This is a genomic window from Flavobacterium sp. GW821-FHT11G01, assembly GCF_058808175.1.
In genome coordinates this window covers 195,718-208,197 of the sequence record NZ_JBXARK010000004.1, presented here as the reverse complement: position 1 = coordinate 208,197, position 12,480 = coordinate 195,718, and the positions used below count along the sequence as shown (strand labels likewise).

General features: G+C 31.6%; 12 protein-coding genes. 4 read left to right on the top strand and 8 right to left on the bottom strand.

All coding sequences use genetic code 11. The features are described 5' to 3' along the window. Nucleotides 1-11: 11 nt before the first annotated feature. Together AC1RRN_RS09705 and holA are read right to left on the bottom strand one after the other, a co-directional pair. A complete protein-coding gene (locus tag AC1RRN_RS09705) occupies nt 12-188 on the bottom strand; it encodes a CAL67264 family membrane protein (RefSeq protein WP_089069631.1) in 177 nt (58 codons plus the stop codon). A gap of 72 nt (nt 189-260) precedes the next feature. Continuing rightward, nucleotides 261-1,265, bottom strand: a complete 1,005-nt coding sequence (holA, locus tag AC1RRN_RS09700) for a DNA polymerase III subunit delta (RefSeq protein ID WP_492967108.1) — start codon at nt 1,263-1,265, stop codon at nt 261-263. 114 nt (nt 1,266-1,379) lie between these two features. Between holA and AC1RRN_RS09695 the strand changes: the two genes are divergently transcribed. The 3 genes from AC1RRN_RS09695 to AC1RRN_RS09685 are packed head-to-tail and all read left to right on the top strand — an operon-like array spanning nt 1,380 to nt 3,738. Then, nucleotides 1,380-1,832, top strand: a complete 453-nt coding sequence (locus AC1RRN_RS09695) for a type I restriction enzyme HsdR N-terminal domain-containing protein (protein WP_492967107.1) — start codon at nt 1,380-1,382, stop codon at nt 1,830-1,832. An 18-nt stretch (nt 1,833-1,850) separates the two neighbouring features. Further along, on the top strand, nt 1,851-2,870 hold the full coding sequence (locus AC1RRN_RS09690) for a glycosyltransferase family 2 protein (RefSeq protein ID WP_492967106.1): 1,020 nt from the start codon (nt 1,851-1,853) through the stop codon (nt 2,868-2,870). Between the two features lie 34 nt (nt 2,871-2,904). After that, nucleotides 2,905-3,738 (top strand): OmpA/MotB family protein, encoded by an 834-nt coding sequence (locus AC1RRN_RS09685; protein ID WP_492967105.1) that lies wholly within the window; start codon nt 2,905-2,907, stop codon nt 3,736-3,738. A gap of 189 nt (nt 3,739-3,927) precedes the next feature. On the opposite strand, the gene AC1RRN_RS09680 is transcribed toward AC1RRN_RS09685, so the two are convergent. The 4 genes from AC1RRN_RS09680 to AC1RRN_RS09665 form a co-directional block, all read right to left on the bottom strand. Beyond that, nucleotides 3,928-4,548 (bottom strand): L-threonylcarbamoyladenylate synthase, encoded by a 621-nt coding sequence (locus AC1RRN_RS09680; protein WP_492967104.1) that lies wholly within the window; start codon nt 4,546-4,548, stop codon nt 3,928-3,930. 91 nt (nt 4,549-4,639) lie between these two features. Continuing rightward, entirely contained in the window at nt 4,640-6,976 is a 2,337-nt protein-coding gene (locus AC1RRN_RS09675; RefSeq protein ID WP_492967103.1) for an ATP-dependent helicase, read from the bottom strand. A 508-nt stretch (nt 6,977-7,484) separates the two neighbouring features. Then, nucleotides 7,485-7,784, bottom strand: a complete 300-nt coding sequence (locus AC1RRN_RS09670; RefSeq protein ID WP_492967102.1) for a hypothetical protein — start codon at nt 7,782-7,784, stop codon at nt 7,485-7,487. A 120-nt stretch (nt 7,785-7,904) separates the two neighbouring features. Then, nucleotides 7,905-8,672, bottom strand: a complete 768-nt coding sequence (locus AC1RRN_RS09665) for a sulfite exporter TauE/SafE family protein (RefSeq protein WP_492967101.1) — start codon at nt 8,670-8,672, stop codon at nt 7,905-7,907. 123 nt (nt 8,673-8,795) lie between these two features. Between AC1RRN_RS09665 and AC1RRN_RS09660 the strand changes: the two genes are divergently transcribed. Beyond that, entirely contained in the window at nt 8,796-9,317 is a 522-nt protein-coding gene (locus AC1RRN_RS09660) for a DUF7935 family protein (RefSeq protein ID WP_492967100.1), read from the top strand. Between the two features lie 59 nt (nt 9,318-9,376). Here AC1RRN_RS09660 and AC1RRN_RS09655 read toward each other — a convergent pair whose 3' ends face one another. Next, entirely contained in the window at nt 9,377-10,282 is a 906-nt protein-coding gene (locus AC1RRN_RS09655; protein WP_492967099.1) for a patatin-like phospholipase family protein, read from the bottom strand. Nucleotides 10,283-10,405: 123 nt separating this feature from the next. Continuing rightward, nucleotides 10,406-12,466 carry a M1 family metallopeptidase gene (locus tag AC1RRN_RS09650; RefSeq protein ID WP_492967098.1) on the bottom strand — a complete coding sequence of 687 codons (2,061 nt, stop codon included), beginning with the start codon at nt 12,464-12,466 and terminating at the stop codon, nt 10,406-10,408. Between the last annotated feature and the right edge of the window lie 14 nt (nt 12,467-12,480).

Below are 12,480 nucleotides of genomic sequence, written 5' to 3'. Positions count from 1 at the left end.
TTACAAATATTCTAAACTCTTCCTTTCAAAGCATTAAAAACCCAGGCATTTGCAAAAAATCCAACACCAACGGCTACAAATCCCCATCCTGATACTTCACTATATCTAAAAGCTCCAAGACCTATAAGTAACAATCCCATAAGTATCATTATAAAAGTAGCCCATCCTAAAACGGTATTTTTATTCATTCCCATAATTGTAATAATTATTTTTTAATGTGATTTATTTTTAGAAGTGCAAATATCGTGAATTTTCGTGGCTTAATTAAATATTTTATACAGCATTTCTTTTAGTAAATCTGATTGAGGTAAAGCATTTGCGCCAACTCCTTTACTTTTAACATCTACATCTCGCAAAGCACCTACAATCTGACTCACTTTTCGCATTGGATAATTCTTTAAAGCCAAATCATATTCCTTTAAAAAATAAGGATTTACCCCAATTGCTGAAGCTACATTTTTTGGATTTTTATCCTTTAGTCCGTGGTATTTAAGGAGCTGAACAAAAAATCCAAAAACCAATCCCGTTGTCATTACCAATGGATATTCTTTTGGATTATGTGCAAAATTCTCCGCAATTTTGTAAGCTTTCAATTGATTGCGTTCACCAATGGCTTTTCGAAGTTCAAAGACATTATAATCTTTACTAAAACCAATATTTTCCTCTATATGTTGTGGAGTGATTACAGTTCCTTGTGGTAAAATAATCTGCAATTTTTCTAATTCATTGTTGATTTTGCTCAAATCAGTTCCCAAAAACTCGACTAACATTGCATTTGCCTTTGGATCAATTGTATATTTTTTTCCGGCAAGAATTCGCTTTATCCAATCACCTACCTGATTTTCATACAATTTTTTACTCTCGTAAACGATTCCGTTTTGTGCTAGTAATTTCGTAACTTTTTTTCGTTTATCAAGTGTTTTGTATTTATAGCAAAAAACCAAAACGGTTGTTTCCATTGGATTATTTACGTACGATTCAATTTTATCTATTGTTCTCGATAAATCCTGTGCTTCTTTTACAATAACAACCTGACGGTCAGACATCATAGGATAGCGCTTGGCCGTTGAAACAATATCTTCTATAGAAACATCTCTTCCATATAAAACTGTTTGATTAAATCCTTTCTCTTCTTCAGAAAGAACATTTTGCTCTATATACTCCGATAATTTATCAATATAATAAGGCTCTTCGCCCATCAAAAAATAAATCGGTTTTATATTTCCTGCTTTAATATCATTAACAATTTTTACAACTTCATCCATTCAAATCTTTTGTTTCAGGTTTCAGGTTTTTAAGTTTCAGGTTCGTTTCAATAACTTGAAATTTTATCCCGAGACTTCGGGAGAAACCTGAAACTATTTTAATATTTTTGCTTTATGCAACGATTAAATTTTCCAATCTATAATTTTCGATTCAAAAATAGCGAAAATAAAGTGTCAATTTTTGATGAAATCAGAAAAAAATTCATCATTCTTACCCCTGAAGAATGGGTTCGTCAGCATGTTGTTCATTATTTAATGAATGAAAAAAAATATCCAAAATCTTTAATAAACGTAGAGAAAGTTTTAACAATCAATGGCTTACGAAAAAGATATGATGTTGTTGTGTTTAATTCTGATGGTTCTATACATATATTAGTAGAATGCAAAGCACCAGAAGTAAAAATATCGCAGGCAACTTTTGATCAAATTGCACGTTACAATATGACAATGCAGGCACGGTTTTTGAAAGTCACAAACGGTCTGAATCATTTTTATTGTCAGATGGATTTTGAAAATGAAAAATATGAGTTTTTAAAATCATTACCAGATTACAAAGAAATTTATTAAATTATAATATCAATACTTTTGGATAAAATAGCAGTTGTCATTTTAAATTGGAACGGAATAAAATTGCTTGAACAGTTTTTGCCCTCAGTTATTCAATTTTCAGCAGAAGCTACTATATATGTAGCTGATAATGCTTCTACAGATGATTCGATAAATTTCGTCAGACAAAATTTCCCTACTATAAAGATTATTCAGAATAGCGGTAATCACGGTTTTGCAAAAGGCTATAATGATGCTTTAAAAGAAGTAAATGCTGAAATATATGCTTTAGTCAATTCAGATATTGAAGTAACTGAAAATTGGTTAAAACCAATAATTGAAACTTTTGACACCGAAAAACAAACCGCTATTATTCAGCCAAAAATTCTTGATTTTAAAAACAAAGAATATTTTGAATATGCCGGTGCTGCAGGTGGATTTATAGATAAATATGGGTTCCCGTTTTGTCGTGGACGTATTTTCGACACTGTAGAAAAAGATAATGGCCAGTACGATGATAATTGCGAATTATTCTGGGCTTCAGGAGCCTGTTTTTTTATCCGAAAAGAAGTATATGATGAATTGAAAGGCTTTGATGAAAGTTTCTTTGCACATCAGGAAGAAATTGATTTGTGCTGGCGTGCCGCAAACGAAGGGCATATTATTAAATATAACTCTAAATCAGTTGTATATCATGTTGGAGGTGCAACATTACAACAAGGAAATCCAAAAAAGACATTTTTAAATTTCAGGAATTCATTGCTAATGTTGGTGAAAAACCTACCCAAAAAAGGCTTGTTTTTTAGAATTTTCTTTAGAATGGTTTTGGATGGAATTGCCGGTATCCGTTTTCTTACACAAGGAAAATTCAGTCATGCTTTTGCTATTTTAAAGGCACACTTTTCTTTTTATTGTATATCTTTAAAGTATATTCGAGAAAGAAAAGATTTTCAAATACAGCAATACTATACCGTAAAAAGTATCGTTTACCTATATTACATCAAGAAAATGACTGTATTTAAGGAAATCTTTAACAGTAATCAAAATATTAAAAACTAAATTTGTAATCAACGTTTAATTAAATATAATACCTATGAGAAAAATAGTTATCGCACTATCAGTATTAATGGCCTTAACTTCGTGTGTATCGAAAAAGCAATATGCAGCATTAGAAGCTAAGAACAAAGAGACACAAGATTTATTAAACTCTTGCACAGTTAAATTAAATTCTTGTTTAGAAGAAAAAGCAGGATTAGCAGCTACAGCTGAAAGCTATAAACAACATAATCAAGACTTGATCAACAGCTCAAAAGATTTAACTGTTTTAACTACAAAAGGAGCTGAAAACCTTGAAAAATCTTTAGAAAGTTTAAAAGAGAAAGATTTAAAAATATCTAGACTTCAGGACGCTTTAACTAAAAAAGACAGTGTTACTTTAGCTTTAGTTACAAGTTTAAAAGGTGCCGTTGGAATTAACGATCCGGATATCGAAATCAATGTTGAAAAAGGAGTTGTATTTATTTCTATCGCAGATAAACTATTATTCAAAAGCGGTAGCTATGAAGTGAGTGATAAAGCAAAATCTGTTTTAGCAAAAGTTGCAAAAGTAGTAAACGACAAACCAGATTTCGAATGTATGGTTGAAGGTCATACAGATGATGTTCCATACAAAAGCAATGGAGTTTTGCTAGACAACTGGGATTTAAGTGTTAAACGTTCTACATCTATTGTACGTGTATTGACAAATGATCTTGGTGTTAACCCTGCAAAATTAATTGCTGCTGGTAGAAGTTCTTACGTACCTTTAGTTGCTAATGATAGCGCTGAAAACAAAGCTCGTAACAGAAGAACTCGTATCGTAGTTATGCCAAAAATCGATCAATTCTATGATATGATTGAAAAAGAAATGAAAAAACAAGCTAAATAATTTAGCGTTTTACATACTTTATAATACAGAAAAAGCAGGTCAATTGACCTGCTTTTATGTATCCTTAATTTTTTTAATAACCAATTAAATATAAATCAAGAATAGCATTATTTTTAATTAACTAACTAAATTTTAACTATACTAAAGTTAGTTATTTATTTTAAACTTTTATGCAATTTCAGTTTTTTTTTACAAAATTCCAATATCGCCCTTTCCTTCTCTGACAATTATTGGTTCATGTTCTGATAAATCAATTATTGTAGAACCTACATTATCACCATATCCTCCATCAATTACCATATCAACAAGGTTTTGCCATTTCTCAAAAATTAATTCCGGATCTGTTGTATATTCAATTACATCATCTTCATCACGAATAGAAGTTGAAACAATTGGGTTTCCTAATTGTCGAACAATTTCAAGAACAATATTATTATCAGGAACACGAATCCCGACAGTTGTTTTCTTTTTAAACTCTTTTGGTAAATTATTATTTCCAGGTAGAATGAATGTATAAGGACCAGGTAAAGCTCTTTTTAAAATTTTAAAAGTTGACGTATCAATCTGTCTTACATAATCTGATAAATTGCTCAAATCATGGCAAATAAAGGAAAAGTTAGCTTTTTCTAATTTTACTCCTTTAATTTTTGCAATTTTTTCTAATGCACGAGAATTGGTAATATCACAACCTAAACCGTAAACAGTATCTGTTGGATAAATAACCAAACCTCCATTTTGTAAAACCTTTACAACTTTAGCAATCGCAGCTTCACTTGGTTTATCAGGATATATTTTTATAAATTCGGCCATTTATGTTTTTTTGTTTAAGGTTTAATTTTGTTGTTTTGTTTCAAGTTTCAGGTTGCTTAACAGAACTTGAAACTTGAAAACTAAAACTTTTTTAACCGATAATATCTAATTTAGCGAATCTTAACAAGAGCTTTTTAATTCCGCCCACTTCAAATTTAATTTCAGCTTTTTTATCAGGGCCAAAACCTTCTAAATTAACCACTTCACCTTTTCCAAAACGTTCGTGCATTACTACATTCCCAACAGTTAATTTGCTGTCAAATAAATTGGCATTTGAAGCACTTGGCGCATTTCCAGTAACAGGTTTTAATTTTCTAATATTTAAATCCGGTTTTGGTTCATTATCTGTAATATGTTTTGGTGGCGTTCCTCCTACTGGTTTTGCCAGTCTTAATTTCGATTTATCTACATCTCCAAAAATATCACCGTCAATCATTGGCTTATAACGGTAATTACTTTCGGCAGGTGTTAAATATTCTAAATATTGCGGATCAATTTCTTCAATAAAGCGAGATGGTTCACTGTCTGTCAGTTTCCCCCAACGGTAACGAGACTGTGCATATGTCAAATATGCCTGATGTTCTGCACGAGTTAAAGCTACGTAAAATAATCGACGTTCTTCTTCCAATTCACTTCTGGTGCTCATACTCATAGCACTCGGAAACAAATCTTCTTCCATACCAACCACAAAAACATGAGGAAACTCTAATCCCTTTGCTAAGTGAATCGTCATCAATGCGACACGATCTTCATCAGAAGTATCTTTATCTAAGTCGGTTGCCAATGCTACATCTTCCATAAATTCAGATAAAGCTCCTCTTGCACCGTCAATTTCTCTCTGGCCTTCCGTAAAATCTTTTATACCGTTTAATAGTTCTTCGATATTCTGAATTTTTGCCATTCCTTCCGGTGTAGCATCTTTTTTTAATTCCTGAACCAATCCCGTTTTTTTAGCGACATGGTCTGTAATATAAAAAGCATCCTGATTTTCATTGATGACCTGAAAACTCTGAATCATCGTCACAAAATCATTCAATTTATTTTTTGTTCCGGTATTCAGTTTCAAATCAATTTTATCAATATTCACCATCACTTCCCAAATTGAGCGTTTGTAATGATTGGCAGCAATAGTCAATTTTTCTACTGTAGTATCTCCAATTCCACGTGCCGGATAATTGATTACACGAATTAACGCTTCTTCATCTTTTGGGTTAATGATCAAACGTAAGTAACACAAAACATCTTTGATTTCCTTCCGTTGATAAAAAGATAATCCACCATAAATTCGATACGGAATATCACGTTTTCTTAATGCATCCTCCATTGCACGCGATTGCGCATTAGTACGATACAAAATTGCGAAAGCTCCGTTATGCAACTGATTTTGCATTTTCTGTTCAAAAATGGTACTAGCCACAAAACGTCCTTCCTCTGCATCTGTCAAACTACGATGCACTTTAATTTTTGCTCCAAAATCATTCGCTGTCCAAACTACTTTATCCAATTTGGTTTTATTATGCTCCATTACAGTGTTTGCCGCTTCCACAATATTTCGTGTCGAGCGGTAATTTTGCTCCAGACGAAACATTACAACACCTTCATAATCCTTCTGAAAATTCAGGATATTATTAATGTTCGCTCCACGAAAAGCATAAATACTCTGCGCATCATCCCCAACTACACAAATATTCTGAAATTTATCTGATAAAGCCCTAACAATCAAATATTGAGAGTGATTTGTATCCTGGTACTCATCAACCAAAATATAACGAAAACGGTTCTGATATTTTGCTAAAACTTCCGGAAAACGGGTTAACAACTCATTAGTTTTCAACAACAAATCATCAAAATCCATCGCGCCGGCTTTAAAGCAGCGGTCTACATATTGCTGATAAATTTCTCCTAATCTTGGTCTTTTTGCCATAGCATCAGCCTCTACTAATTCCGGATTGTTGAAATACGCTTTTACCGTAATTAAACTGTTTTTATAGCTCGAAATTCGGCCTAAAATCTGCTTTGGTTTATAAATATCACGATCCAGCTGCATTTCCTTAATAATTGAAGAAATTAGTCTTGCCGAATCTTGTGAATCGTAAATTGTAAAATTGGAAGGATAACCCAAATGATCTGATTCTGAACGCAGAATACGGGCAAAAATCGAGTGAAAAGTTCCCATCCATAGATTCTTAGCCTCTGTTGCTCCTACAATATCCGAAATCCTGTGCTTCATTTCACGGGCCGCTTTATTTGTAAAAGTAAGCGATAAAATGTTGAATGCATCAACACCCTGTGCCATCAAATAAGCAATTCTAATAGTTAAAACACGGGTTTTTCCAGATCCTGCACCAGCAATAATAATCATTGGCCCGTCTTTCTTTAAAACGGGTTCTCGTTGTGCTTCGTTGAGCTGGTCAATATATTTTTGCATGAAATTTTTCTCCTTTTATGCAAAAATAAGAATTATAGATTTAATAAGCTACTAAGATTCTGAGGTTCTAAGTTACTAAGTTTTTTATTTTTTTTTAAGCAGAAACAATTGGCATTTATGAAACAGGATTCCCGATAGCGGCGATATCAGGGATAATTTCAAACAATTACTTTTAAAATTATTTGAAAGAAAATTCTTTAAAAATATAAAAACTATTATATTTGCAACACTAATAACACAGTAAATGGATATAAAATTAACCGAAATTGCTGAAAAAACTTTTTACCAAATCATTAGTAAATACAACAAATCTAAATCAATTAAGTTCTCTAATCAAACAATTTCTATAATAGAAATTATTGCACAAAATAATCTTATCGGTTCAAAATATAAAAAGACACCCTTTCGTAAATTTCTTGTATCAAATCAAATTTATCTATTTTACATTATCGAAAAACAAACTATATTCATAGTCCTTTTCTGGGATAATAAAAGAAATCCAATAGAATTAGATGTTATACTGAGCTCTTAATTTTTGCTTGAAATCTTCAAAATCAATTGTTCTTCCTGCTTTAATATCTTCTTCGCTTTTTTGCAATTGTTGCATTAAAATTTCTTCAGGAAACAATAAAGTTGTAATCAATTTCACTTCTTGATGCGTAAAACCATTCGATTTTAATTTTCTGTAGTATGTGGCGTGCTTTAAGCCTAATTTTTGCATAAAAAATTCCGCCTTATAATAAGACTTGCTTATTAATTCTGGTAAACTATAAATGTAATTCTCGTAATTTTCGACTATTTCTATCATTAAATGATACTTTTAGTATTATTATTTAACAAATATACTCTAACAAAATGATATATCAATGGAAATAAATTAAAAAAACTTACCATCTTACATAAGTTTTGAAATACTTTCTTTCGATCTTTACTTAAAAAATACATCATAAGAAAATCGAATCAACGTTCCAATAACAACAACTAAAAAGAAAATCCTAATAAATCCATTTCCCTTATTAATAGCTAGTTTTGCTCCAAGCCATCCGCCAAGTCCGTTACTTACTGCCATCGGAATTGCTATTGTCCAAATTATTTTTCCTTTTATCATAAACAAACAGATCGAACCAAAATTGGTTGCCAGATTTACCATTTTAGCATTCGCAGAAGCGTGTAAAAAATCAAAACCTAAAAGCGCTATAAAAGCCACGACAAAAAAACTTCCTGTTCCAGGGCCAATAAATCCGTCATACAAACCAACAATCACACTAATAACCACTGCGTAAATTATTTGTGTCGTTGCCGAATGATCTTTTGCAACATGCTGACCAAAATTTTTCTTCACATAAGTATATATAAACAATAAAGACAAAACAACAAGCAAAAGTGGTTTCATAAAATCATTACTGACCAAAGTCAATATAGTAGAACCTAAAAATGCTGATGGAACAGCTAAGCACATCATAATCAAAAGTAATTTCCACTGGATAACTACTTTTTTCAAATATTGAAAAGCAGCAAAAGCGGTTCCTGTGAAAGCCGGTAATTTTAAAGTTCCAATAACTGTCGAAACAGGTAAATTCGGTAATAAAATTAATCCCATTGGAGTTTGGATCAGTCCGCCACCGCCAACAATGGCATCAATAAATCCTGCGGCAAAAGCAGCTAAACAAAGTAAAATTATAATATAGCTTTCCATTAATCTTATATATCAGTTGATTTTGATAACTGTGACAAAAGTAGACTTCCCTTTTGTTTATTACAATAGAATTAATCTTGTTTTCTCAGCAAAAATTATATTTTTGTTGAAAAATTGAACCAAATGGATTTTACAAGAATTATAGAATTAGCAAGTTATACTTTACCTGCCATCGTAACCGGATTTGTAGCATACAGCTTTTTTGAACTGCATATTAAAAACAACGATAAGAAACGTGCTTTTTTATTAAACAGAGAGTATCAAAAGCAATCTTTACCAATACGTTTACAGGCTTATGAGCGTATGACTTTATATTTAGAACGTATCAACTTAACTAAATTATTGATTAGAATTGCGCCAATTTCAAACGAAAAACATGATTATGAGAACTTTGTAATCGATCAAATCGAGCAGGAATTTGAACACAATTTAACGCAGCAAATTTATATGTCTGACGAATGTTGGACGATCATTACAACTGCTAAAAATTCAACGATACAAATCATTCGTAAAGCTGCCATGAGCGACCGGGTTGACAGTGCTGATAAATTAAGAGAGAAAATTTTGAATGATTTATTAGAGAAACAATCTCCTAGTAATGCTGCTTTGGGATATATTAAAAATGAAGTTTCGGAACTTTGGTAGAATCACCATTTTAGATTTTAGATTGACATCATTGCAATCTAAAATCTAAAATCAACAATCTAAGATTGCCTATTGTCACTCATAACTTCAGACTTATTCTGAGCATATTCATAACCTTGTTCCCACCATTCTTTCATTACTTCCTTATTGAAAATTAGTGCATTATCAGTTAGTTTTGTGGGAGTGTAATATAAGTTAAGTTTCACATTCTTGTTATTTGCCATAAGTTTTCCTATAGCAATATCATGTTTTTCGACTTGATCTAAGGCAATTCGGAACAAATCAATCATTAGTGAAAATGGGTTTTTACCGATAACCATTTTATCCATATTCACTTCTGTTTCTAAAATAATTACATCTATTTCTGTGGCACCGCGATTAATGGCTTCACGAATTGGAACCAAGCTTGAAAATCCGCCGTCGCCATATTCGCAATTGTCTTTCTCCACTAAACTCATAAACGGAACATAGTTGCTCGAGATCCATGACCAATCACAAAACTCCTCATACGTACAATCTTTTACTGATTTGTATTCTGATTCATTTTTAGTAAAATTTGTAACTGTAATGACAACATCATTATTAAGTTTTTTTAATTTATTAAAATCTGATATCGAAAAATTATTCTTAATATATTTTTTTAAACCTTTGCTTTCGCCAAAAGTCCGTTTTCCTTTAAAAAATTGGCGTAAAACGTTGAAATGATTAATAGTCACAATATCAACTCCGTCTTTGTTTTTAACCACAAAAGGGCAGATATTGAAAATGCTTCCCATGGTAACATTCGTATAAACCGAGTGAATTTTTTTAATATGACCCAAAGCCAAATGCGGAATTAACAAACTTCCGGTAGAAGTTCCCAAAAACAAATCGTATTCGTGATTTTTTTCTTCTATTAGATATTGCGCAACACCACCGGCAAATGCTCCTTTACTTCCTCCACCAGAAATAACCAATGCTCTCATAAATTTATTGTAGGTTTTGTATTTTAGAGAATAGAAAAAAGAATAAAGAGCAAAGACTTTTCTATTCGTTTAATCTTTGCTCTTGTCTCTTTACTCTATTCTCTATATTCTATTTTCTAAATTCTATTCTTTCAGCAAACGATTCAATTGAAACTGTTCATCGGGGGTCAAATTAGGCAAAATTCTTTCAAACGAAGCACGCATTTCAGGATTTTTTAATAACAATCTTATTGTATCTCTTCCAAATTTTGAAAATTGCCACATATGATGCGTTGTTGCTGCAACTAAATTACTCAAAACCTGATCGTTAATAATTTTAAACGCAATTAGCTTTTCTAGTGCATTTTGTCGTGTTGTAGCTTCATATTTTGTAGAAGAAAAAGCAATTAATTCTGAAATCAAGGTTTCTGAATTATCAGAATATTTTGGAGTCGATAAAGCTAATGAAAGCCATAAAGTACGCAGATTATAATCATTGAAACCAATCCAGTCTTTTGATTTATTGAGATAAACTACCCGATGTTCCGGAAAATTTCTCCATAAATAATACAAAGCAATTTCCTGGGTTTGATACGATTTATCATCTAGTAACGTTTCGTATTCTGCTCTAAAATCTTCAGGAATTTTAGACAATGAAGTAGCTACAGCCTGACGAACCTGAATATTATTAGTATGTAAAGCAATTAACAATAAAGGCTTTTTTAGTTCATATTTCTCATTTTCTAACTGATCAACAATAGCTTCTTTTACAGAAAAATACACATCTGATTCTAACGTTTTCTTTAAGAAAGCTTCTTTTTCTGCTAGAGATATTTTCTTCAATTTATCTACTTCTAATCGAACCTGAATTGCTTTATTTTTACTCAATAAAGCATTTGCTGTTGCTGTATCAAAAACAGTCGATTCTAACCATGTTTTCTGAAATTTATCTAAATCAAAATTAGATACCTTTTTAATTTCATTAAAGAAATCCTGAGTGTTTACCGTCTGGTATGCATATTTTTTTAAATAACTTTTTATGGCTTTTTTGAATGCTTTGTCTCCAATCGATTCATGCAAAACAAATAATGCCCAAGCACCTTTTTCATAAAAAGTAAGTGAACTTGCTTTGGCATTCAAAACCGGAATTGTATCCGTTCTTGATGCAAATTTTATTTGCTGTGCCGTATCATATAATTTCGAATAGAAATAGTCATCACCATAAATTTCTCTTTCTGCCAATGCTGCATAATATGTTGCAAAACCTTCCTGAAGCCAATGGTGCGTACTGCTTTCAGCCGTAATTAAATCTCCAAACCAATGATGTGCTAATTCATGCGCATCGACATTAGTATAATTTCGATCTTCAAAACCAATTAAATCTACCACATATCTTGTGGCCAAAAGTGTCGAAGTAGTATTTTCCATTCCGGCATACAGAAAATCCCGAACCGGAATTTGTCTGTAAATTTCCCAAGGATATTTTACACCAATTTCTTTCTCCAAAAAATCAAAAATACGTTTTGAATAGCGAAATGTTGGTTCAAAACGATTTACATCTTTATGCTCTAAATAATATTCCAACGGAACTTTAGATTTTGCTGTCAATTCTTTTTTATCATATTTACCAATGGCAAGCATTAATAAATAAGAACTCATTGGTTTTTCCATTTCGTATTGCCAATGGTTCAAATTTCCGTTCGACGTTTTTTCTTTTAAAATTCCATTTGAAACTACTTGATATGTTTTATCATAATTGATTCCTAAATTGAAAATTACTTTTTCATTCACATCGTCAAAACTCGGAAACCAATTGCTGGTGTATCTTCCCTGCCCTTGTGTCCAGATTTGCACTTCTGAGTTTTCAATAGTAACAAAGTACAAAGCCTGTTTTGGTTTAACCGAATATTGAAAAGTTAGATGATTCTCTCCTTTCTCGAAATTATTTACGATTTGCAATTGTTTTCCAGTATTTACAAAAAGAATATCTTTATTATTAACCTGAACTTTAGTAAATTCCATATTTTTTGCATCGATCTTAATGGTATCAATTGGTTTTAAAACCTCAAATCGATAATCAATCGAGCCGGAAACCGATTTTTGATTGGCATTTAATAACAATTGCCCTGAAACGGTTTTAAAATCGACAAATTGGGTTTGCTGCGCAAAAATGAATGTTGTGAATAATAGAAAGATGTATTTCATTGAAATAATTTTGT

Coding starts and splice junctions, on each gene's coding strand:
- AC1RRN_RS09705 (WP_089069631.1), bottom strand. CDS start 188: ATGAATAAAAATACCGTTTTAGGATGGGCTACTTTTATAATGATACTT.
- holA (WP_492967108.1), bottom strand. CDS start 1,265: ATGGATGAAGTTGTAAAAATTGTTAATGATATTAAAGCAGGAAATATA.
- AC1RRN_RS09695 (WP_492967107.1), top strand. CDS start 1,380: ATGCAACGATTAAATTTTCCAATCTATAATTTTCGATTCAAAAATAGC.
- AC1RRN_RS09685 (WP_492967105.1), top strand. CDS start 2,905: ATGAGAAAAATAGTTATCGCACTATCAGTATTAATGGCCTTAACTTCG.
- AC1RRN_RS09680 (WP_492967104.1), bottom strand. CDS start 4,548: ATGGCCGAATTTATAAAAATATATCCTGATAAACCAAGTGAAGCTGCG.
- AC1RRN_RS09675 (WP_492967103.1), bottom strand. CDS start 6,976: ATGCAAAAATATATTGACCAGCTCAACGAAGCACAACGAGAACCCGTT.
- AC1RRN_RS09670 (WP_492967102.1), bottom strand. CDS start 7,784: ATGATAGAAATAGTCGAAAATTACGAGAATTACATTTATAGTTTACCA.
- AC1RRN_RS09665 (WP_492967101.1), bottom strand. CDS start 8,672: ATGGAAAGCTATATTATAATTTTACTTTGTTTAGCTGCTTTTGCCGCA.
- AC1RRN_RS09660 (WP_492967100.1), top strand. CDS start 8,796: ATGGATTTTACAAGAATTATAGAATTAGCAAGTTATACTTTACCTGCC.
- AC1RRN_RS09655 (WP_492967099.1), bottom strand. CDS start 10,282: ATGAGAGCATTGGTTATTTCTGGTGGAGGAAGTAAAGGAGCATTTGCC.
- AC1RRN_RS09650 (WP_492967098.1), bottom strand. CDS start 12,466: ATGAAATACATCTTTCTATTATTCACAACATTCATTTTTGCGCAGCAA.